Annotated in this window: 15 protein-coding genes and 10 pseudogenes; 4 read left to right on the forward strand and 21 right to left on the reverse strand. The window is 38.7% G+C overall.

Annotated elements, in window-relative coordinates:
- From KFZ56_RS20130 to KFZ56_RS19325, 14 genes and pseudogenes are all read right to left on the reverse strand, one after another.
- Positions 1–471 (reverse strand): annotated as a pseudogene (locus KFZ56_RS20130) (carboxyl transferase domain-containing protein); the annotation flags it as partial.
- Positions 452–1,319, reverse strand: a pseudogene (locus KFZ56_RS20135) (carboxyl transferase domain-containing protein). The pseudogenes KFZ56_RS20135 and KFZ56_RS20130, both read right to left, overlap by 20 nt.
- Positions 1,320–1,333: 14 nt before the next feature.
- Positions 1,334–2,113 (reverse strand): annotated as a pseudogene (locus KFZ56_RS19275) (enoyl-CoA hydratase-related protein).
- Between the two features lie 35 nt (positions 2,114–2,148).
- Positions 2,149–2,364 (reverse strand): acetyl-CoA carboxylase biotin carboxyl carrier protein subunit, encoded by a 216-nt coding sequence (locus KFZ56_RS19280; protein WP_222641971.1) that lies wholly within the window; start codon positions 2,362–2,364, stop codon positions 2,149–2,151.
- A 12-nt stretch (positions 2,365–2,376) separates the two neighbouring features.
- Positions 2,377–3,725, reverse strand: a pseudogene (locus KFZ56_RS19285) (acetyl-CoA carboxylase biotin carboxylase subunit).
- A 28-nt stretch (positions 3,726–3,753) separates the two neighbouring features.
- Positions 3,754–4,243 (reverse strand): annotated as a pseudogene (locus KFZ56_RS20140) (acyl-CoA dehydrogenase family protein).
- A complete protein-coding gene (locus tag KFZ56_RS20145) occupies positions 4,173–4,850 on the reverse strand; it encodes an acyl-CoA dehydrogenase family protein (RefSeq protein ID WP_375540709.1) in 678 nt (225 codons plus the stop codon). The pseudogene KFZ56_RS20140 and the gene KFZ56_RS20145 overlap by 71 nt, the downstream one beginning before the upstream one ends.
- A 229-nt stretch (positions 4,851–5,079) precedes the next feature.
- Positions 5,080–7,520: pseudogene (gene parC / locus KFZ56_RS19295) on the reverse strand (DNA topoisomerase IV subunit A).
- 12 nt (positions 7,521–7,532) lie between these two features.
- A pseudogene (gene parE / locus KFZ56_RS19300) lies at positions 7,533–9,402 on the reverse strand (DNA topoisomerase IV subunit B).
- A gap of 440 nt (positions 9,403–9,842) precedes the next feature.
- On the reverse strand, positions 9,843–10,262 hold the full coding sequence (locus KFZ56_RS19305; RefSeq protein WP_222641972.1) for a CoA-binding protein: 420 nt from the start codon (positions 10,260–10,262) through the stop codon (positions 9,843–9,845).
- Between the two features lie 23 nt (positions 10,263–10,285).
- On the reverse strand, positions 10,286–11,806 hold the full coding sequence (locus KFZ56_RS19310; RefSeq protein ID WP_222641973.1) for an ABC transporter permease/substrate-binding protein: 1,521 nt from the start codon (positions 11,804–11,806) through the stop codon (positions 10,286–10,288).
- Positions 11,803–12,129, reverse strand: coding sequence for a CBS domain-containing protein (locus KFZ56_RS19315; protein WP_222644072.1), 327 nt, complete (start codon positions 12,127–12,129; stop codon positions 11,803–11,805). The genes KFZ56_RS19310 and KFZ56_RS19315 overlap by 4 nt, the downstream gene beginning before the upstream one ends.
- Before the next feature lie 37 nt (positions 12,130–12,166).
- Positions 12,167–13,426 carry a group II intron reverse transcriptase/maturase gene (gene ltrA, locus KFZ56_RS19320; protein WP_222640737.1) on the reverse strand — a complete coding sequence of 420 codons (1,260 nt, stop codon included), beginning with the start codon at positions 13,424–13,426 and terminating at the stop codon, positions 12,167–12,169.
- Positions 13,427–14,022: 596 nt separating this feature from the next.
- Positions 14,023–14,754, reverse strand: a pseudogene (locus tag KFZ56_RS19325) (ABC transporter ATP-binding protein); the annotation flags it as partial.
- Between the two features lie 208 nt (positions 14,755–14,962).
- Between KFZ56_RS19325 and plsY the strand changes: the two are divergent.
- The 4 genes from plsY (at position 14,963) to KFZ56_RS19345 (ending at position 17,164) form a co-directional block, all read left to right on the forward strand.
- Positions 14,963–15,544, forward strand: coding sequence for a glycerol-3-phosphate 1-O-acyltransferase PlsY (gene plsY / locus KFZ56_RS19330; RefSeq protein ID WP_222641975.1), 582 nt, complete (start codon positions 14,963–14,965; stop codon positions 15,542–15,544).
- 99 nt (positions 15,545–15,643) lie between these two features.
- Positions 15,644–16,579, forward strand: coding sequence for a GTP cyclohydrolase FolE2 (gene folE2 / locus KFZ56_RS19335; protein ID WP_222641976.1), 936 nt, complete (start codon positions 15,644–15,646; stop codon positions 16,577–16,579).
- A gap of 15 nt (positions 16,580–16,594) precedes the next feature.
- Positions 16,595–16,825: a membrane protein insertion efficiency factor YidD gene (yidD, locus tag KFZ56_RS19340; protein WP_222641977.1), complete on the forward strand. Its 231-nt coding sequence runs from the start codon at positions 16,595–16,597 to the stop codon at positions 16,823–16,825.
- A 39-nt stretch (positions 16,826–16,864) separates the two neighbouring features.
- Positions 16,865–17,164: a HesB/YadR/YfhF family protein gene (locus tag KFZ56_RS19345; protein WP_222641978.1), complete on the forward strand. Its 300-nt coding sequence runs from the start codon at positions 16,865–16,867 to the stop codon at positions 17,162–17,164.
- A 35-nt stretch (positions 17,165–17,199) separates the two neighbouring features.
- Here KFZ56_RS19345 and KFZ56_RS19350 read toward each other — a convergent pair.
- From KFZ56_RS19350 to KFZ56_RS19380, 7 genes and pseudogenes are all read right to left on the reverse strand, one after another.
- A pseudogene (locus KFZ56_RS19350) lies at positions 17,200–17,500 on the reverse strand (hypothetical protein).
- A 2-nt stretch (positions 17,501–17,502) separates the two neighbouring features.
- A complete protein-coding gene (locus KFZ56_RS19355; RefSeq protein WP_222641980.1) occupies positions 17,503–17,925 on the reverse strand; it encodes an acyl-CoA thioesterase in 423 nt (140 codons plus the stop codon).
- A gap of 124 nt (positions 17,926–18,049) precedes the next feature.
- Entirely contained in the window at positions 18,050–18,274 is a 225-nt protein-coding gene (gene tlp / locus KFZ56_RS19360) for a small acid-soluble spore protein Tlp (RefSeq protein ID WP_375540678.1), read from the reverse strand.
- Between the two features lie 137 nt (positions 18,275–18,411).
- Positions 18,412–18,558: an FbpB family small basic protein gene (locus KFZ56_RS19365; RefSeq protein ID WP_222641982.1), complete on the reverse strand. Its 147-nt coding sequence runs from the start codon at positions 18,556–18,558 to the stop codon at positions 18,412–18,414.
- A gap of 56 nt (positions 18,559–18,614) precedes the next feature.
- Positions 18,615–19,214, reverse strand: coding sequence for a TlpA family protein disulfide reductase (locus KFZ56_RS19370; protein ID WP_222641983.1), 600 nt, complete (start codon positions 19,212–19,214; stop codon positions 18,615–18,617).
- 207 nt (positions 19,215–19,421) lie between these two features.
- Positions 19,422–22,113, reverse strand: a pseudogene (gene acnA / locus KFZ56_RS19375) (aconitate hydratase AcnA).
- A gap of 364 nt (positions 22,114–22,477) precedes the next feature.
- Positions 22,478–23,008: ATP-binding protein (locus KFZ56_RS19380; protein ID WP_222644074.1), on the reverse strand; the 531-nt coding region annotated here is incomplete at its 5' end.

Here is a 23,008-nt window from a genome sequence, read left to right on the forward strand (position 1 = left end):
CAGGTAATTCGGCAATCTTATTTGCATAAACAGCATTTACTGCCGCTTCAGGGCCCATTACTGCTATTTGTGCACTTGGTAAAGCGATACAACAATCCGGCTCAAAGGCTGGACCTGCCATGGCATATAACCCTGCACCGTAAGCCTTTCTGACGATAACAGAAATCTTTGGAACCGTTGCCTCACTCATCGTTGCTAACATCTTGGCTCCATGACGAATAATTCCTGCCCGTTCTACCTTTGTGCCAATCATAAATCCGGGAACATCCGCCAAGAATAATAATGAAATATTAAACGCATCACAAAGCTGAATAATTTTGCTGCTTTATCTGCAGAATCCGGGAATAGTACTCCTCCTTTCATACGTGGTTGATTAGCAATGATTCCAACCGATTTCCCATTTATTCTTGCTAATCCGGTAATTAATTCCGGTGCAAATTTCTTTTTAATTTCACAAAAAACTATCCTCATCAATAATTTGTTTAATCAAATCATACATATTAAAAGCGGCATTTTGATTTTCCGGGATTAAATCAGTGATGGATTGCTCAAAAGTTTTAGCTTCTTTTGGTTCTGCCTCCCTTGCTCTTTCCCTGAAACTAGCTGGAAAGTAGCTTAAATAATTGCGTGCATATTCAATGGCTTTTTTTCCGATTTTACTAAAACATCACCTACACCAGATACAGAAGCATGCATCTTAGCTCCACCCATTTCTTCAAGACTCACATCTTCTCCAATCACTTTTTCTGCCATTCGAGGTGAACCCAAATACATGGAAGCATTTCCATCAACCATAACGACAATGTCACAAAATGCCGGAATGTATGCGCCACCTGCAGCAGATGGTCCGAATAATAGACAGACTTGAGGTACGTCCAGATAATTTAATCTGGTTATGAAAAATTCGCCCTGCGCCCGGCGACCTGGGAACATTTCGATTTGATCTGTAATCCTTGCTCCAGCTGAATCAACTAAATATAACATTGGAATTTCTAATTTTTCAGCTGTTTCTTGGATACGGATAATTTCTCTACGTTCTTTTCCCAGGATCCGGCTTTTACAGTAGAGTCGTTTGCCATTACACAAACATCTTGACCATTCACTTTTCCAATCCCTGTGACTACGCCATCAGATGGAAGCGAATCATCCATATTATTTGCAAACAGAGCATCCTCTATATCAACACCTTGATCAAATAATAATTCCAATCGCTTACGAACAAAGCGCTTTCCCTTTTCATCATTTTTTTGGTGGTATTTTTCGTGTCCTCCTTTTTTTATTTTTTCTTTTCTATTTTCCAGATCATCGACTTCAGACATTATGTATCCTCTCCTTAATTTCCTTTAAATTGCGGCTTTCTCTTTCTTTTAAAAAGCAGCCAACCCTTCTAATCTGTCATTTGTGGGGATGGTTTGCTTATAGCTTAAATGCTCTAATGTTAAAGCAGTTGATACATCCGTTTGCATGCCCCTGTCAATTGCTAATTTAGCTTGACGCAATGCTAACGGGCCGTTCATTGCAATTGTTTTTGCTAGTTGAATGGTTTCATCTAATAAGTCATCCGCTTGGACAACTTGTTCCACTAATCCAATTTTAATGCTTCATCAGCTTGCAGAGGTTTCGCCGTATAAATTAAACGCTTTGCCTGCCCGATACCAATTAAACGAGACGCTGCGTGCACCTGCTCCTGGTATAATCGCCAAAGATGTTTCAGTTAATCCCATTTTTACATGTTTCGCGGCTATTCGAAGATCACAAGCTAAAGCTAATTCAAGCCCGCGCCAAAAGCCACACCGTTAAGTGCGGCAATTACGGGCATACGCATCTTTTCAATAGCGGAAATCGTACTACCTATATACTGTACAGCTTCTATTACCTGATCATCTGACATGCCTTTACGCTCTTTTAAATCTGCACCAGCACTGAATGCTTTTTCATGAGCCCCGATAATAATGGAGCAATAAACGGATGTATCCCGATCTACCTTATTAACGGTTTGATGAAGTTCATTGAGTAAAGCTGTTGACATAGCGTTTGCAGCTTCCGGTCTATTCAATGTTATGATTGCAATATGGTTCTCGACTATCTTTAAATCTACTAACCCATTATTTATATTAAACCTCCTCCCAATCTATAAAGACGATTAAATTAGTCACTTATAATAGCGATACTATCGTCCTCATTGACAAAGTCGCCTTCAGCTACTTTTATTTCCTTAACTGTTCCTGGACCTTCTGCAGCAATTGGAATTTCCATTTTCATGGACTCTAAAATAACAATATCCTGATCTTCTTCTACATTATCTCCTTCTTCCACCATAATTTTCCATACATTTCCTGCCATACTTGCTTTAATTTCCTCCATTAATAATTCCTCCTATTTTGTTTTCACTAATGGTAAATAGTAATCTTGTACAAACGATGTGGTTGTCTTTCCCGCTTTAAATTGCGGAGAATCTGCAATCTTTAAAACATTGGTATATTTGTTTTAATTCCCTTAATTTGATAGTTCGTCAGCGCATCCTTAAACCTTAAATCGCTTCCTCTCTAGTTGCACCTTTAACAATTAACTTACCAATCATCGGATCGTAAAAAGGTGTAATTTCATCATTGTTGCTTACAGCTGTTTCGTTACGTATAGAATCGTTTGATGGGATATTTACTTCTGTTATTTTCCTGGAGAAGGAAGAAATGTAATCGGATCCTCCGCGTAAATACGTGCCTCTATCGCATGACCATTCATCGCTAATTCATCTTGCGTCATTTTAAGTTTTTCACCATTTGCAATATTTATTTGTTCCTCAACAATATCTATTCCTGTAATTTCTTCCGTAACCGGGTGCTCAACTTGAATTCTAGTATTCATTTCAAGGAAATAGAAATTTTCCTGCTCGTCCACTAAAAATTCGATTGTGCCCGCATTCGTATAACTAAGTGCCTTTGCAGCGCTTACGGAAGCGCTTCCATAGCATTACGTGTTTTAACAGATAGAAACGGGGAAGGAGCCTCCTCAATCACCTTTTGATTACGACGCTGAATAGAGCATTCCCGTTCAAATACGTGTACTACATTTCCATGATGATCTGCCAAAACTTGAATTTCAATATGTCTCGTATTCTCTAATCTCTTTTCTACGAACATAGCGCCGTCACCAAAAAATGATAAGGCTCGCTTCGAATTACTTTCATACGCTTTTATTAATTCCGCATCGGAATATACCAATTGCATCCCTATTCCGCCGCCACCGGCAGAGGCTTTTAACATGATTGGATAGCCTATTTCGCCAGCTGCATCCATTGCTTCCTCAACAGATGTTACCCTCCGTCAGTTCCTGGGACAACTGGTACACCAGCTTCCTGCATTGCTTTTCTTGCAGCAATCTTACTTCCCATCTTTTTCATTACATCGCCCGTAGGACCAATAAGATAATACCTTCTTCTTTGCATCTTTTTGCAAAGGTATCACTTTCACTTAAAAAAACCATAACCGGGGTGAATCGCATCAACTGCAGTTTTTTTAGCAACATCCATTAGTTTGTCCACATTTAGATAACTTTCATTTACACGTGAGGGGCCAATCAAGTAGCTTTCATCAGCCATCCTAACATGTAAAGCTTTTTGATCTGCTTCTGAATACGGCAACCGTTTGAATAGCAAGTTTTTTACATCCCCGTATAATCCTTGCTGCAATTTCCCCACGATTTGCTATGAGTACTTTCTTAATCATAAAACTTCTCCCCTATTGTTCTGTATTTCTAGCAGCCTAATTTTCTCGCAATAACGACACGCTGAATCTCAGATGTACCTTCCCCAATTTCCAAAAGTTTTGCATCACGTAAATATCTTTCCACTTCATATTCACGCATATACCCATACCCCCGTGAATTTGAACGGCCTCATTTGCTGTACGAAAGGCGGTTTCTGTTGCATAAAGCTTTGCATACGCAGCCTCTTTACAAAAGGTTTCCCATTGTCTTTTAACCAAGCTGCCTTATGTACGATGTTTCTGGCAAGTTCAACTTCCATAGACATATCAGCAAGTTTAAACTGGATGGCCTGGAAGTTGGAAATTGGTTTTTTAAACTGCGTTCTTTCTTTTGCATAGCTTAATGCCCTGTCTAATGATCCTTGAGCAATTCCAAGTCCTAGTGCTGCAATGGATACTCTACCCCATCTAATGTGTGCATAATTGATGAAATCCCTTTTGTGGGTCGCCGAGCAAATTTTCTTTGGGAACGCGTACATTTTCCAGAACAATCTCTGCTGTATCGGAGCCACGAACTCCTAATTTATCGTAATTACTTGTAATGGTCATTCCTTCTGTATCTGTTGGAACAATTATGGCAGAAATGATGTTTTTCCCCTTCTCGTTTTTCCCAGTAACAGCTGTAACGATGACTGTTTTTGCAAAGCTCGCATTCGTAATAAAAGATTTTTCCCCGTTAATAATATAGTCGTTTCCCTCTTCCACTGCAGTCGTTTGCGTACCACCGGCATCAGACCCGGCGTTCGGTTCCGTTAATCCAAATGATCCTAAAGCTTTTCCTTGTGCTAATGGTGTTAGAAATTTTTCTTTTTGTTCTTCTGTTCCAAAAGCATAGATTGGACTTGCTCCAAGAGAAACTGCTGCAGCGTAACTTAAACCAGTGCTCCCACATACACGGCCGATCTCTTCCACTGCCAGGACGTAGGAAAGTGTATCACCACCGGAACCTCCATATTCCTCAGGAAAGGGGATTCCTAATAATCCTAATTCTCCCATCTGATCAAAGGTATCGACAGGAAACTTTGCCTCTTTATCAGCCTCTATCGCTCTTGGTTGTATAACTTCATCTGCAAACGCTTGAACCATTTTTTAATCATATGTTGTTCTTTGGATAATTCAAAATTCATGTCCTTCCCCTCTACTATCACGCAATAAATTCAACTAATTGATTTTTTTATCTTATCATATTCTCCCAAAAATAGGAAGCGTTTACAACATGGATGAGTAAAAATATAGCAGATAGGAAGGCGTTAACCTTTCCTATCTGCAGAGAGAATGATCATGTTATCCCAAAACTTTTTTTACTGCTAATAGTTTATTCCATAACATCATCAAAAGGTTTTTGATATGTTTTTTCCTTCCAAGCCTCTGTCACTTCGCCTTGATTATCTGTATCAATGATAAACGATCCATTGCTTGTTCTGGTACTGCTGGATAGTTCAAGTGGAAAAATGCTGTGGGTTTTTCCATTTGCTGTTTGGAAGTACAGTGTGTCATTTTCTTTAACAATGAAAAACCCTTCACGCGATGTGGCTTTTTCTTTAATTCTTTTAACAAGGCTTGACCACGTTTAGCTCTACTACCTTTTCAACTTCCGCTAGTTTCATCCGCTTACATGCTCCGCGTTGTGTCAAGATAACCATTGATGGCTCTGCAACTCATCAAATACATGTCCACTCACAACATATTCATCGTCCTTTAATTGCATGGCTTTAACACCTGCAGCCCGTTGACCAACAAGTGAAACCTCTGATTCATGGTACCATAGACCATATCCTTTATTGGAAACAAGGAATACATCAGAGTGTCCATTTGTTTGATAACATTGACAACTTCGTCATCTTTTTTGAGATTCATCGCGATTAATGTTTTTGAATGCCTTTGCGCATCATACAGTTTAATCTCGCTTCGTTTGATCATCCCATTCTTAGTAAAGAAAATAAGATGATAACCTTCTTCAAATTCACGAACAGGAATACACTGAACAATATACTCATCTTTTGCCATCGATACAATATTGATACATGCTGACCAAGATCTTTCCAGCGTATATCCGATAATTGATGAACGGGGAGAAATATATAATTTCCTCTGCTTGTGAAAAGCAGGATGTTATCTGTCGTGTTTAACTCCATCAGTCCTACAAGGTGATCGTTATCCTTAATGGCCAAGTCCTCCCATTTGATGCCCCGTAGGACCTTAAACTGGTTCGTTTAAGGTATCCATCTCTTGTAATAGAACAAGTACATCTTCACTTGCAACCGTTACTTCTATATTAAACGTTAACTCTCTATTTTATCTTCAATACTTGTCCTTCGTTTATCCGAAAATGTTTTCTTGATTTGCTTTAGATCTTTTTGATTGTTTGATAAAGGCTTTTTTCACTTGCCAAAATCGTTTCCAACTCTTTTATTGTATTACGTAATTCATCTGCTTCTTTTTTAAGTAGTGTAATATCTGTGTTTGTTAAACGGTATAGTTGTAGCATCACGATAGCCTCTGCTTGCGCTTCCGTAAAATCATATTTTGCTATAATGCGTTTTTTGGCATCTTGTTTATCTTTCGATTCCCGGATGGTAACAATCACTCATCCAATATAGATATAGCCTTTATCAAACCTTCTACAATATGGGCACGATTTTTTGCTTTTTTTAAATCAAACGTTGTTTGCCTTGTTACAACTTCCTTTTGGTGGTTAATATATGCATCCAGTATCTGTGGTAAAGATAATAATTTAGGTGTCTTATCCTGTATAGCTACCAAATTGAAATTATAAGTTACCTGCAAATCCGTGTTTTTATATAAATAATTTAAAACACCTTCACTATCTGCACCTTTTTTCAATTCAATAACAATGCGCAATCCCGTTCGATCGGTTTCATCTCGAACCTCGGCAATCCCTTCTACCTTACGATCGATTCTGAGTTCATCGATTTTTTTAACCATATTTGCTTTATTTACTTCAAATGGAATTTCACTGATAACGATTTGCTGACGATTCCCCCGTACATCTTCTACATACGCTCTGCTACGGTTTACTACTTTGCCTCGACCGGTCTCATAAGCCTTCTTTATGCCATCCACACCCTGAATAATACCACCTGTAGGGAAATCTGGTCCTTGAATGACTTTCATTAAGTCATCAACTGTAGCATCAGGCTTATCCATTCTCATAATAACTGCATCTATTACTTCAGCTAAATTATGAGGAGGAATATCCGTTGCATATCCAGCAGAAATCCCTGTGGAACCATTAACCAATAAATTAGGGAATTTAGCAGGTAATACAACTGGTTCTTCACTCGTTTCGTCAAAATTAGGAAAGAAATCAACTGTTTCTTTGTCAATATCTTTCAACAGTTCTGAAGCAATACGTCCTAATCTTGCTTCTGTATACCGCATCGCTGCCGCTGAATCTCCATCAATACTCCCATTGTTTCCATGCATCTCAATTAATACGTTTCTAACTTTCCAATCCTGACTCAGGCGAACCATGGCTTCATAAACGGAAGAATCACCATGTGGATGATAGTTACCAATTACTGTACCAACAGTTTTGGCAGATTTTCGAAAGCTTTTATCATGTGTGTTTTTTTCTTCATGCATCGCATACAAGATTCTGCGTTGAACAGGTTTGAGACCGTCTCTCGCATCTGGTAATGCTCTATCTTGAATAATATATTTACTATACCTCCCAAATCTGTCACCAATAACTTCTTCTAGTGGAAGGTCCATAAATTTTTCAGGTTGTGCCAAACCAACCCCCCCTTATTCTGTATGAATTTTCTCGTTTTCTAATATATTGGCATCCTCATCCATATCAAATTCTACATGCTTTCAATCCATTTTCTTCTTGGTTCTACTTTATCGCCCATTAATGTGGTTACTCTTCTTTCCGCCCTAGCCAGATCTTCTATTGTAACACGAATTAACGTACGACTCTCAGGATTCATCGTCGTCTCCCAAAGCTGATCCGCATTCATTTCACCTAGACCTTTATAGCGCTGAACGATATAGCCATTTTTAAGTTCCTTTGTCACTTCTTTCATCTCTTCCTCATCCCATGTGTATACTGTTTTCTCTTTCTTTCCTTTGCCTTTAGAAATTTTAAATAGTGGAGGAAGAGCGATGAAAATTTTACCAGCTTCAACAAGTGAGCGCATGTAGCGATAGAAGAACGTCAATAATAAAACTTGAATATGGCACCATCCGTATCAGCATCTGTCATAATTATAATTTTATCATATTGGACATCCTCTAAATTAAAGTCGCCTCCTACTCCTGCGCCTATCGTATGAATGATGGTGGAGATTTCCTCGTTTTTAAATACATCCTGCAGGTTAGCTTTTTCCGTATTAATAACTTTTCCGCGTAGAGGGAGGATAGCTTGAAACTTTCTGTCTCTGCCTTGCTTTGCCGACCCCCTGCGGAATCCCCTTCCACTAAGTAGAGTTCGTTTTTTTTGGCATTTCTGGATTGCGCTGGTGTAAGCTTTCCACTTAAAAGCGCGTCCTTTTTACGCTTTTTCTTACCCGTTCTGGCATCTTCACGGCTTTACGTGCTGCTTCACGAGCTTCCTTTGCCTTCATGGATTTTTTTATCAATGCTCCGGAGATATCAGGATTCTCTTCCAGAAAATAAGAAAGTTTTTCAGAAACAACAGCATCTACGATTGATCTTGCTTCTGTAGTACCAAGTTTTCCTTTTGTTTGACCTTCGAATTGCAGCTTTTCTTCAGGAATTCGAACAGAAATAATGGCTGTTAGCCCTTCGCGTATATCGGTACCTTCTAAATTCTTGTCTTTCTCTTTTAATAAACCGACTTTTCTCGCATAATCATTAAATGTTCTTGTAATTGCTGTTCTAGCTCCAGATTCATGTGTGCCACCATCCCTTGTTCGAACATGATTTACAAAGGAAAGCATGCTTTCTGCATATCCATCATTAAATTGAAAAGCAAATTCGACTTCGAATCCCTGTTGATACCCTTCAAACGAAACAACCTGATGCAGGGTGTCTTTTTCCTCATTTAAATAGTCCACAAATGATTTAAGCCCATCAGGATATTGATACGTTTCTTCTTCGTTTGTTCGATTGTCGATTAATTGTATCTCTAACCCCTTTAATAAAAAAGCAGATTCCCGCAGCCTTTCTGACAGAGTTTCAAAATCAAAAACAACCGCAGATAGAATCGTTGGGTCAGGCTTAAAATGAATCAAGGTACCAGTCTTTTTTGTAGATCCTTTTTCTCAAGTGACCCAACCGGTTGACCACCATTTTCAAACCGCTGTTGGTACGTATATCCGTCGCGAAAGATCGTCACTTCAAGCCATTCAGATAATGCATTCACAACAGAACCACCGACACCATGCAGGCCGCCACTCGTTTTGTATCCACCTTGTCCAAATTTACCTCCTGCATGAAGAACAGTAAAAATCACCTCTATTGTTGGCTTCCCAGAGCTATGCATACCTGTTGGTATCCCTCTTCCGCTATCTTCAATAGAGATACTATTATCGTTATGTATCTGTACCTTAATAAAATTTCCATAACCTGCTAATGCCTCATCGACTGCGTTATCAACGATTTCAAATACTAAATGATGCAGACCACGTATATCGGTACTACCTATATACATTCCAGGCCTTTTTCTAACAGCTTCAAGGCCTTCTAAAACTTGGATGGAATCATCTGTATATCGTGTTGGATTAGCCAAATCACCATCGACTCCTTTCCCCTAATAAAAGTATCATTCTCATATAATAGAACAAATGTTTTTTGTTGGCAAGTAAGAACATATAATTATTTCCTTACTTATTCACTATCTAAAGCCGCCACATCATGGGTTATGCGTAAATGCCCACCCCATTTGAAGCCATTTGTGGCAACGCCAGTACTAGCACGTCTTTTGCGTGTTTAGCATTCGAATGACTAACGAACGCTAAGGTTTCTAATCAATGTATACGAAATTACTGATATGAAGCTAAGCATGATAATAAGTATACTATAACTGAATTCCGCTTGCATATTTTTTTGTAACAAGAGAAAGGATGACTGAAAATGTCATCCTTTCTCTTGTTATTTCTGCACTAGTACACTGTGTACTACTTTGATGCATAAATCCATCATGACGATGAAATCCCGTTCTTTTAAATAATGATAAGCTTCTTCGTTTACAATACCTTGTTGTGCCCAAAAAACGCGGCAATCCGTTTGGGCAGCTTCTTCCGCAATAGCAGGCAAGTATTCCGGTCTTCTAAAAACATTGATAATATCTACTTTTTCAGGTATATCCGTCAATTTTGGATAAGATTTTTCACCGAGTACTTCTTCAACAGTGGGATTAACTGGGATGATCCGGTATCCTTTTTCCTGCATTATTTTTGCTATTTGATGTGATGTTCTGTCAGGGTTATCAGATAGTCCAACGACTGCAATTGTGTTCGCTGATTCCAATATTTCTTTCAATGTTTCATTTTTCGGGTTTTCCCAAGACATATTTTCACAGCCCCTTCTCTATTTTAAAGTAAACCTTCGCTTTCCAGAAACTCTCTTGCTACTTCGTTAGGAGACCTGTCTTCATAGTCAACTTCATAATTCATCTCGCGCATCTCTTCATCTGTTATTTTACCACCCAGTTGATTTAATACCTCTTCTAATTCCGGATGTTCCTTCAATGTTTCCGCCCTGAGAAGTGGTGCTCCTTGATATGGCGGAAACAGATTCTCCGGATCGTCTAATGTTACTAGGCCTAATTCTACCATATAACTGTCTGTTGCGTAAGCATCAATGATGTCCACTTCACCTTTATCTAAAGCATCCTGACGTATACCAGGATCCATTGTGCTGATGCTTTCGATATCAAGGTTATAAACATCTTGCATGCCTATATATCCATCGTACCTATCCCTAAATTCCAATGTAAAACCTGCTGTGATTTCATCTTCTATTTGCTTTACGTCTCCAATATCTTCTAAGTTAGACTCTTTGGCAGTCTCCGGTCTCGTAGCTATCGTATACGTATTATTGTATTCCATAGGTTGGAGAAACTCCATGTCATATTCTTCTTTCATTCCTTGTTTTGCTTGTTCATATACTTCAGTGGCATCATTGCTCTCTGTCTCTTCTTCTAAATGGGTAACAATTGCTGTTCCGGTAAATTCAGGAAATATATCAATACTCTCCTCTTGTAACGCCGTAAACACGAATGCTGTCTTTCCAAGCCCAGCTTCCAGTTCTACTTCCAAATCAGTTTCATCCTCAATTAAGAGCTTGTACATATTAATTAAAATTTCCGGTTCGGCCCCCAATTTCCCACCGATTACCACATCTGCATTTTTGGAAGTAGTAATAAAAAATGGGGTGGTAACGATGAGTACAGCGATAACTAACATGACAATAAACGATTTAAAGCCAGCTTTTTTTGAAATACGTTCAAATCCTCGTAAAATTAAATCCAACGCAATGGCTAATAATGCTGCAGGTATGGCACCAAGTAATATGAGATTAACATCTGCTCCTCGATCTATCCCCAATAAGATTAACTCACCTAATCCACCCGCTCCAATAAGAGCTGCAATCGTTGTAGTTCCAACAATCAGAACCATCGAAGTTCGAATTCCTGCCATCATCACAGGCATTGCAATTGGTAATTCAACTTTAGTTAACCGTTTTACTGAATTCATCCCCATACCTGTTGCCGCTTCTTTTAAAGCTGGATTAACTTCTTTAATTCCTGTATATGTATTTCTTAAAATGGGAAGAAGGCCATATACGGTGAGTGCTACAATAGCAGGTGTTGTGCCAATCCCAAAGAAGGGGATTAAAAAAGCTAATACTGCTAAACTCGGTATTGTTTGCATGACTGCAGACAGACCGATTACCGGCTCAGCAACACGTGGATACCTTGTTAAAATTAAGCCTAAGGGAACTGCAATAATAATAGCAATAATAAGTGAGATAAGTGATATTTGTAAATGTTCCCAAATCAACTCCAGCAACATATCCTGTCTATCTTGAAATACGGAAATGAATTCACTCATGATCGGATCACCCCGTTTTCAATCCTTGTTTGCTTTTTTAAAAACAAAACAATATCCTTACTACTGATAACACCCACCATTTTTTGGTTTTTTAATACGGGAAATAATAATTGATCCCTTGACTCTATTATTTCTGTAGCTTTAAAAAGAGGCGTGTCGTTATCCAGTGTAGTTGCCTCTGTTAATTTTCCATTATTTACTGCCCCGGTATACATATTGTTCTCATCAACTATAATGTACATCCCTATTTTGCCATAGTTCCCATTATCAAACGCCTCCTGTGAAATCGAGTAGGAGGAGGTGACTAACCTCCGACCTCTCACACCACCATACGTACGGTTCCGTATACGGCGGTTTCATTTATGTCCAACGCTTCGTTAGATAGCTATTAGTTAGACTCTTCAAGCCTTGTTCTGACCAGTATTGGTCACCAAGTGCTCTATGCAAGATAGGGCTATTGGCGGTTCGCCAATAGCTCTTTCTTGTGTTTGCCCATTCCCACGCTTTTCCTTTCTTGATTCCTTGTTTCACAAGATTCTTGTGTTTCGTTTTCACTTTCTTCCACTCTTTCCAACGTATCATTCGTAGACGTCTTCGAATCCATCCGTCGAGTTCCTTGAATATCGTAGGTGTTTCTGCTAACTGGTAGTATCCCAGCCAGCCTGCGAGATATTGATTCAGTTTCTCGATTCTGTCCCCCATATTCATGGATTTCTTTCGAGACGTTAATTCTCGGATTCGTCGCTTGAAACGTTTGATGCTCTCTTTCGCAATCCGTATCTTGGGATTTTCCTTATGAAAGGTGAATGAGAATCCAAGGAATTTACGTTTCCATGGGCGGTCTACCGCACTTTTCTCTTTATTGACTTCCAATTTCATCTTCTTCTCTATAAAGTTGGTGATACTTTCCATTATTCGGTGTCCTGCCCTTTTCGAACGGACATAAATATGAAAGTCATCCGCATAGCGCACGAAATGGAGTCCTCTTTTCTCTAACTCTTTGTCCAGTTCATCCAGGACAATGTTTGAGAGAAGCGGACTTAACGGTCCGCCCTGAGACGCTCCTTCTGTATTCGGATGTACCACTCCGTCTTCCATGATTCCTGCTTGCAGGAATCTGCGGATAAGCTGAAGGACTTTCGGGTCTTTGACCCTCCGACTTAGCGTCCGCATCAAACGGTCGTGGTTTACTTTATCGAAGAATTTCTCTAAATCCATATCAATCACCCAGCGATATCCGTCCTTCATGTATGCCCTAGCTTTCCTTACAGCGTCGTGACCTCGACGCTTTGGGCGGAAGCCATAGCTATTTTCCGAGAAGGTCGGGTCATATATCGTGGTGAGCACTTGTGCGATGGCTTGTTGGATAAATCGGTCTAACACGGTGGGAATACCCAGTTTCCTCATACCGCCGCCTTCTTTACGGATTTTGTAATGGCGGACAGGCTGAGGATAGTAGGTTCCTGTTTCCAGTTGTTCCCGAATAGAAGCCCAGTGTTCAACGATATGCGCTCGTAAGTTTTGTACGGGCATTCCATCAACTCCGTGACTTCCTTTATTGCGCTCTACACGATGCAGAGCTGTCATTAAGTTTTCCCGTGATAGGATTTGTTCCAACATGTTATCTAACTCCTGCGTGAATTGTCCTTTCTTCTTGTGTGGCAATGTCTCTCAGCCCTTCTAATGTCCCCCGCGGGATTCACCGCTTCTTCCATTAGGAAGGTTTTCATGTTTCTGCTTCTTCGAGTATTGCGTACGCAAAGTGGCAATTCTCCTTAAATGATTCAGCCCTTCCCAGATATTCTAGAAGTATCTGGTACTACGGCTTCGGCTGACTTCTGATAGTTCAGTGAACATTCGCATGTTCAGTTACGGCATGTGTACCGCGTTTCTATCAGACCTCCCAGGGTAAGTACACACTCTTCCTCCCCATATCCCTTCTTCATTTACTCTATGCACCCTTTGGCAGTAAGGGCTTTGACTTGTTATGCAGTCTCACCCAAGTACATCTAGCCTTCTATGAAGTTCGTGTTCCTAAGGGCGGGGATTTGCCGCCGACTTCCTTCAGATTCTGGGTCACCCCAGACACCCTTGTCTTGAGCTAACCACTACTACTGCCTTCGTGATTCGGGACTTTAACCCTAGAGAATGTGCACATGCCTGGCACACATAACCTGTAGATGTGATTGATCTGCAATCACATCTACAGCAGTTTGCCATGGAGATTTTCGTTCTCCAATGAAATCTTTTACAAATTGTGTTTTGGGTTGCAAAATTAATTGTTGTGGTGTGTCAATTTGTATCGCTTCACCGTTTCTCATCAGACAAACCCTATCACCTAGAGCCATTGCCTCATCCATATCATGTGTAACAAAGACAATGGTTTTCTTAATCTCCTCTTGCAAACGACGGATATCCTGTTGCAATTGCTCTTTGCTTATAGGATCCAAGGCACTAAAAGGTTCGTCCATTAAAATAATATCCGGGTCTGCAGCTAAGGCTCGTATTACCCCTACACGTTGCTGCTCACCACCGGATAACTCTCCTGGCATTTTCTTTTGGTATGTTGAAGGATCCAATCCCACCATATCCAGGAGTTCTTCACTCCGTGCTCGTATGTCTTTGCGTTTCCACTTCTTCATCTCTGGTACCACTGAAATATTCTCGGAAATGGTCATGTGAGGAAATAGCGCAATTTCCTGCAGGACATAGCCAATATTCCAGCGTAATTCATGTATATTGTAATCATCTATATCTTTCTCGTTTATGTATAGCATCCCAGCAGTAGGTTCAATAAGACGGTTTATCATTTTCAAACTTGTTGTTTTTCCACAGCCGCTTGGTCCTATAAGTGTTACCATTTCTCCATTCCTTACCTTTAAGGAAAAATCTTTTAAAGCCCGGGTTCCATCTGAATATTCTTTGCCTATATTTTTGAATTCTATCATATCATTCTTCCTTTTTTCTAAGTTTAAAAGCAATTTTAGACTAATTTCTTTTCTGGATACCCTTTTCAAGCAACCTAAAAACCTCATTTTCGCTTCTATTTACATTATAAGTAGTATTTCATTTGTTTTGAGGTTCTTTCCATCACGAGTTCATGCTAAAATAAAACTATAGCCCTTTTTCCATATTATAAAGAGAGTAGGATGAATAATGGAATATTTATTATTTGGTATTATTGCATATTTATTAGGTTCTATACCCTCTGCCCTCATTGTTGGCAAGATTTGGTATCATATAGACATACGGGAACATGGCAGTGGGAATATTGGAGCAACGAATACATTTCGAATATTAGGCTTTAAAGCAGGTAGCATTGTTGTTTCAACAGATATATTAAAAGGTACTACGGCTACACTGGTTCCTTTATTATTTGACGGGGATGTATACCGACTGGCCATTGGCCTATTTGCTGTTGTTGGACATACATATCCTATTTTCGCTAAGTTTAACGGTGGAAAAGCAGTGGCGACATCCGGCGGAATAATCCTGGGTATTAATCCATTATTATTCATCATTATGGTTACAAGCTTTCTTTTGACATTGTATTTATCAAAATATGTCTCCCTTTCTTCCCTGATTACAGGGATTATTGCTGTGATTGCTTCTATACTTTTACACGAGATTGGTCTTGCTATAGTGACTGCGTTATTAACAGTTTTTGTTTTTTACAGACATAGGGAGAATATCAAGCGAATCAAGAACAAAACCGAACCCAAAATCACCTGGATGTAATCAAAGTCGATTCTATTCTAACGCAAATCAATAAATTGAATAGAGTCCGTACTTTTTAGTATACTGGTACTTAGTCATAATTCGAAAGGATGTTATGTTATGGACAAGATTACAACTTTCCCAATAAAACAATTACCAAATAAAGCTGAACGTCATAAATTATTCGGTTCTGTAGATCCGCTTCCAAAGTCAAAACCTGTTGAGAAAAGTAAAATGGCAGATTTACAGAACACCAAAAAAGATTTTCTTTTTGACCTTGACGCAGTTGGAATAGCAAATGTAAAACATCCTATTACTGTTTTCAGTAATTTGAAACCAACGACGCAAACAAGTATTGGAACAATAGAATTTACCTCAAGCTTGAAAAATACGAGTAAAGGGACAAATATGAGTCGTTTTACACAGCAATTAAATCATTATCATGAACAAGGTCTTCCTGTGGATTTTGCTACGCTTAAGAGGTTTACAAAAGATCTAGCTGAACGGCTGGATCAGAAAGATGCTATGATAAAAGTGGAATTTCCTTGGTTCTTTGAAAGAAAAGCACCTCAGTCAGGTCTATCTGGGATGAACCATGCAGATGCTGTTATTCATGTTTCTTATGATAAAGAAAAGGGACATACAGTTAGCGTATCACTTTCAGGGTTGATCACAACATTATGTCCATGTTCCAAAGAAATAAGTGAATACAGTGCACATAATCAACGCGGACAAATTACAATGGAAGTTTCACTAACAGAAGGCTTTGACGGCACCAGCCTTGATTGGAAAGAAAGTCTTTTAGAAGCAGCTGAAAGCAACGCCAGCGCCAGATTACATCCAGTTTTAAAAAGACCTGATGAAAAAATGGTAACGGAACAAGCTTATGAAAACCCACGTTTCGTTGAAGATATGGCTCGTCTTGTAGCTGCAGATTTATATGAAATGCCCTTTGTAACTAAATTTAACGTTTCATGCCGAAACGAAGAATCCATCCATTTGCATGATGCCGTTGCTTCAGTCAGTTATGATAAGCGTCATACGGAATCTAACTGAGAAGGATAAGTCACAATGAAGTATATTTTTATAGGGTTCATTAAATTTTATCGAAAAGCAATTAGCCCTTTTAAGCCGCCATCCTGCCGGTTCTACCCAACATGCTCTGAATACGGAATCGAGGCTTTTCACCGTTTTGGAGCTGTTAAGGGTGGATTTTTAACAATAAAAAGGATAAGTAAATGTCACCCCTTTCATCCGGGTGGTGTTGATTTAGTTCCTGAAAAAAAGGGAAAACAATCTTAAACGAAAAATAGCAGTTGATGCTATAAGGAGCTGACTTCATTGAAACTACAGATGAGTAAAGAAGTTGCCAAATGGTATAAGCAAGAATTGGATATCACAGATAACTCCAAATTACGTTTCTATGTAAGATACGGGGGAATGGGCGGTAATATTCCAGGTTTCTCGTTAGGAATTATGAAAGATGAACCAGAAGATGTTCATACCTCTATAGAAGTAGAAAATATAACTTTTTTTATTGAGAAAAAAGATGCTTGGTATTTTGAAGAGAAAGATCTAAAAATTCATTTAAACAGAAAAATAATGGAACCTGCGTTTAACTATATGGATGAAAAGCAATAGAAAAGGGCGTACTTAAACGTTAACGCCCTTTTCTATTATAATCTGAATTTATCTATATGATCCCATTTGTTCTCTTGCTGCAATATATCCTTTTGTTGTTTACCAAACAAATCAAAATGTGGAAATCTTTCATCTTTATGGATCCAATTTTCTATAAGTCCATATTTTTTCCCCCACTTTTTTAACTTATCGATATCGCTGCAGCCGACCTTTGTTACGGTATCACAACCTGGAAAAACGGTCATCAATCCAAAAATGTGTTAAAAATGCGATATTTCCGCTCTCAACTTTTTTCTTCCACGCGTTTACTTCTTCTCTTTTCACACCAAATGCCATGTTTATTCCCCTTCAATTTGTTGTATGTAAGCTTGGTGCCATTCAGGAAACGTTTTACGCAGTGATAAAGGGCGAAAGTTTTCTTTTTTTACAATGACATGCTGGGTCGTTCCGCTAACTGCAACATTCTCTTTTCCATCCAGTATATGATAACCATATATGGTTCGAATTCCATCATATTTTTCCAACCATGTTTCAACGATAGCTTGTTCTCCGTATCGAATAGGTTTTTTAAACGAAATTTGGGCATCTATAACGGGCGATACAATAGCATATTTTTCCATATCTGAATAACTAAATCCTAACATTTCGACATATTTGGTTCGCCCGATTTCAAACCATACTAAATAATTGGCATGATAAACAACGCCCATCTGATCTGTTTCCTGATATCTTACATCAATAGATGTACGTATTTTATTCATATGATCTTCTCCCTCTGCTTTTATTTCATCTTCCAGCTTATCATAAATGTAATGAACGCAATGAAATTTAGCTTAATCGATTTTAAAACCCCAACTCTTTGGGGAGAGCTAGGGCTACTGATTCTTATTCATTATTTCGTTCATCTTTGATCTCATCTCGCATCCCTTCAATTGCTTTCTCGCGACGCTCGTTCTTCGCTTTTATTTTCTCCTTATCTTCTCCGGAGGAAAATTCCATCGTATCCTGGGCTTCCTCCAGATTTTGCATGGTATCTTGGACCATATCTTGAAGTTTCTCTGCATTATCACTACGATCATCCGGTTTTGGCTGATGATTTTTGTCAGTCATCATGATGCTCCTTTCTTTCAAAAGCTATTACTATTTTTTTCAACAACTAACATTCTTATACGCGAAAAAGTTTCCCTTTTCACAAAAAGGCCATCTTTTGTGTGATTCAATAATCATTCACAGAAGATGGCTTCTCATTATGATAGTTCTTTTCGCTTTACGGATTGATGCATTCTCTTTTCTAAGTTTTTTTCGATTTTTTCCATTAGTAAATGGTCCTTCAAAATTTGTTGACGATTTTCCCGAACTAATTCATCAAATGCAAGTCTTTTCTTTAAAGACACAGCAGCTCACTCCTTTTAAAAAGAAGTATTGCCACTAAATCCAAATATTATAACAGTTAATTGATTGAATTTATTGTTTCCTCCATAAAGTCATACGTCATTGGTCCAACTTTTCTCGGTGCTTGAATGGTTCCATCTGTACCTACAAAGTAAGTAGTTGGTACAGTAATAGCCTTATAATCATCACTTACAGTTGAATCGGTATCAAGGGGAATAGTATAGGTGTATTCATATTCGTTTCTATAATCAACAACATCCTGTTTACTTGTTTCGGTATCTGTTAAATTTACAGCAAGGATCTCTACTTCATCCCCGTACGCCTCATGAAATTTCTGCATCTCTGGCATTTCGTCACGACAAGGCGGGCACCATGTTGCCCAAAAATTTAGAATAACTTTTTTTCCCTTCAATTCAGAAAGTGTTATTTTCTCTCCATCCAGCGTTTCCATTTCAAATTCTGGTGCAGATTCGCCTTGTTCAATCTCAGTACTTCCAGGAGGAGTTATAGCCGCACCTTCTACGTCTGAATCTCCGCTAACATTATATTCATTAGGAGCATTCTCCGTTTGTGTTTCATTATTTTGTTGTATGAAATTAAATACGACAATTCCAGCTAACACCAGAATACCGACAATACTAAGTATCTTTTTATACATGCGTTGGATTTACCTCCTCCGTTTACATATCCTTATAACATAGCGACCTGATATTACTATATTCTATACTTTAAATGGTATGTCTATATTGACCATTTGTAAAGAAAATGCCACTATTGTTCAGAAAAAAATTCATTTAGTTCAGATGAAAAAGCCCTTACCATGAAGAAGCATGTAAGGGCTAGTTTCACTCATTTATCTATTCGTTTACTGCAACTTGCAATTGTCTCGTAAGACCATTGGTAAGATGCCACCATGACGATAATAATCGACTTCCACATCACTATCGAAACGAGCAATAGCTTTAAATGCCGTTGTTTTTCCATTTTCATCAACTGCAGTAATGTTCACTAAATCATTTGAGCTAATCGACTCATCAATCTCAACATGGAAAGTTTCTTTTCCGGTTAAGCCTAATTTTTCCGCGCTTTCCCCTTTTTCAAATTGTAATGGAAGTACACCCATCATGACCAAATTTGAACGATGAATTCGTTCGAAACTTTCAGCAATAACAGTTTTAATGCCTAACAAATTAGTACCTTTAGCTGCCCAATCACGTGATGAACCCATCCCGTAATCTTTGCCGCCCATTACAAGTAAACCAGTACCATCCTGTTGATATTTCATTGCAGCATCATAAATTGGCATGACTTCTCCTGTAGGCCAGTATGTTGTATAACCGCCTTCCGTTCCTGATGCCAATAAGTTACGAATACGTATATTGGCGAATGTCCCACGCATCATAATTTCATGGTTACCACGACGTGAACCATATGAGTTGAAGTTTCGAGGTGAAACTCCTTTTTCCTGTAAATACTGACCTGCCGGCATATCCTTTGCGATTGCTCCCGCCGGCGAAATATGGTCTGTTGTTACAGAATCACCAAATTTACCGATTGCACGCAGATTGTTCAGAGCATTAACGGAGCCTGGTTCTTTTGGTAATTCCTCAAAAAATGGTGGGTTTTGAATATAGGTAGATTCACTATCCCAAAACAAAGGCTCATCCGTTGTGTCAATTTCATTCCATCTTTCATTGGAATCAAAAACATTTTTATATTCTTTTCGGAAAATTTCCGGCTTAACAACGCTGTTTACCTGTTCTTTAATTTCTTCCATTGTCGGCCAAATATCCTGCATATAGACCGCGTTTCCTTCTTTATCTGTACCCAGCGCTTCTTTCGTTAAATCAACATCAACCGTACCTGCTAAGGCATATGCAACGACAAGTGGTGGTGAAGCAAGATAGTTTGCTTTCACTAGTGGGTGAATACGTCCCTCAAAGTTACGATTACCAGACAATACAGATGAAACAGTTAAATCATTATCAACAATAGCCTTTTCTATTTCAGGTCTGAGTGGACCAGAGTTACCAATACATGTTGTACAACCGTATCCCACTAAGTTAAATCCTAACTGATCAAGGTATGTCATTAATCCGGAATCCTCTAAATAACGTGTAACAACTTTTGAACCAGGAGCTAAAGATGTTTTTACATACTCAGGAACTTCCAATCCTTTTTCAATAGCATTTTTGGCAAGTAATCCAGCACCCAACATAACATAAGGGTTAGATGTGTTTGTACAAGACGTAATCGCTGCAATCGCAAGTGCACCTGTTTTCATCAAAGAAGTTTTTCCATTTGGATGATCAACTGTTACTTCTTTATCAAACTCGGATTTATCCATACCAAATCCTTGGTTACCTTCTGGTGCTGTAATTGCTTTATTGAATTCTTTTTTCATGTCAGAAAGAGCGATCAAATCTTGTGGACGTTTCGGTCCGGAAAGGTTTGGTTCAAGTTCTGAAAGATTTATTTCTACCAACTCTGTGTATTCAGGATCTGCTTGCTCCGGGGAATACCATAGATCGTTGATTTTACAGTATTGTTCGACTAAATCAATTTGCTCTTGACTGCGTCCTGTTAAGTGAAATAATTCAATGATTCTTGGTCCACAGGGAAAAAACCACACGTTGCTCCATATTCTGGAGCCATGTTTGATATGGTGGCACGGTCTGCCAGTGGCATATCCTGCAGGCCCGGACCAAAATATTCCACAAATTTACCGACAACATTCTTTTCACGTAAAACTTGTGTTACTTTTAATGCTAGATCCGTAGCTGTTGTTCCATTTGGGAAACTTCCTGTAAATTTAACACCAATTACTTCCGGTGCAGGGAAAAAGGATGGCTGGCCAAGCATGCCTGCCTCTGCTTCTATACCACCAACGCCCCAGCCCAGTACGCCAAGACCATTGATCATTGTCGTATGAGAGTCCGTTCCCATAAGTGTGTCAGGGTATGCATCATATTCCCCGTCTTCATTCTCTACACCATGGATAACGTTTGCAATGTATTCCAAGTTCACCTGATGCACAATACCAGTTGCCGGAGGTACAGCACGATAGTTATCAATGCCTTTTGTGCCCAGTTTAGAAATTCATAACGCTCCGCATTTCGCTCAAATTCCAAATCCATATTTGCTTGAAGTGCATTTGGTGTTCCGTATTGATCCACTTGTACTGAGTGGTCGATAACTAAATCAACCGGTACTTCAGGATTTATTTTATCTGGTTCTCCTCCCATATCCACCATAGCTTTACGTAATGATGCAAGGTCAACTACTGCAGGTACTCCAGTGAAATCTTGTAAAATGACACGTGAAGGTTTGAATGGAACATCTGAATTTGTGCCTTCTTTGCTGCCCCATTTTGATAGACCTTGTACATGCTCATCTTTAATTTGATGGCCATCATGCTGGCGAATCAGTGATTCTAAAAGAACTCGAACAGAAAATGGTAAACGTGACACTTTTCCCAAACCAGCTTCTTCCAATGCTTTTAATTCATAATAGTTATAGGTTTTTCCATGTAGATCAAATTGTTTTTGGCATTGAATGCATTACTCTCTTACCCATATGTTTGATCCCCTCTCCATCGTATTTTTGCTCCATTACCCTATTGCTATCTTTCTATAAAACGGATGGCAAATAGCAAAAAGCCTTTCATTCCTTTTTCACCTTTATTCTGAAAGGTATATGGAAAACTTGGCTTTTGCCAGGGCTTTACGGCATACCTTAGCTGCACTTATGCAGATAAGTTTTATACTTCCTTACCTACTAAAAATAGTTCTACTCTATATATCTTAAATCAATTTGTATGATAAAACAATTGATTTATGTAAGTTAACCAATACAAAAAACTTATTTGTAATGATAAGTTTAAGTTATACGAAAAACATTAACTAAAAATAGTCCGTTCTATTACGGTAGGGGGAAAAAGATATGAAAGGTACTTCCCTTATACTCATTTTGTTCTATTTTTAAAATTGCATCATGATGGTTTAGGATTTGTTTTGATATCATCAGTCCTAGCCCGGTTCCATTTTGTTTCGTCGTAAAGAAAGGCTCACCCAATTTATGAATGATTTCATCCGGTATACCTAAACCCTCATCCCTAATACTAAGTATAACCTGGGTTTTGGTAGATGTCGTTATCAGTTTAATAGTACCACCGTCAACCATCGCTTCAATCGCATTTTTTACTAAATTAATTAAGACCTGTTTTATTTGCGAACGATCACAATAAATAGAACCTTTATATGTATCATCATACTCAATATTGATACCCTTTACATTTGCCTGTGTGCTCAATAATAGGATAACGTCATGGATCATTTCCTCAAGCGATTCATTTCTCATTGATTCTGTTAACGGTTTTGATATAAATAACAGTTCAGAAGTAATGGATTCCATCTTGTCTATCTCATCTAACATGATTTTATAGTATTGCTC

Origin of the sequence: Virgibacillus sp. NKC19-3 (assembly GCF_019837165.1) — a bacterium.
Classification (GTDB): domain Bacteria; phylum Bacillota; class Bacilli; order Bacillales; family Amphibacillaceae; genus Virgibacillus_L; species Virgibacillus_L saliphilus.

Coding starts and splice junctions, on each gene's coding strand:
- KFZ56_RS19280 (WP_222641971.1), bottom strand. CDS start 2,364: ATGGAGGAAATTAAAGCAAGTATGGCAGGAAATGTATGGAAAATTATG.
- KFZ56_RS20145 (WP_375540709.1), bottom strand. CDS start 4,850: ATGGTTCAAGCGTTTGCAGATGAAGTTATACAACCAAGAGCGATAGAG.
- KFZ56_RS19305 (WP_222641972.1), bottom strand. CDS start 10,262: ATGTCTTGGGAAAACCCGAAAAATGAAACATTGAAAGAAATATTGGAA.
- KFZ56_RS19310 (WP_222641973.1), bottom strand. CDS start 11,806: ATGAGTGAATTCATTTCCGTATTTCAAGATAGACAGGATATGTTGCTG.
- ltrA (WP_222640737.1), bottom strand. CDS start 13,426: ATGTTGGAACAAATCCTATCACGGGAAAACTTAATGACAGCTCTGCAT.
- plsY (WP_222641975.1), top strand. CDS start 14,963: ATGGAATATTTATTATTTGGTATTATTGCATATTTATTAGGTTCTATA.
- folE2 (WP_222641976.1), top strand. CDS start 15,644: ATGGACAAGATTACAACTTTCCCAATAAAACAATTACCAAATAAAGCT.
- yidD (WP_222641977.1), top strand. CDS start 16,595: ATGAAGTATATTTTTATAGGGTTCATTAAATTTTATCGAAAAGCAATT.
- KFZ56_RS19355 (WP_222641980.1), bottom strand. CDS start 17,925: ATGAATAAAATACGTACATCTATTGATGTAAGATATCAGGAAACAGAT.
- tlp (WP_375540678.1), bottom strand. CDS start 18,274: ATGACTGACAAAAATCATCAGCCAAAACCGGATGATCGTAGTGATAAT.
- KFZ56_RS19370 (WP_222641983.1), bottom strand. CDS start 19,214: ATGTATAAAAAGATACTTAGTATTGTCGGTATTCTGGTGTTAGCTGGA.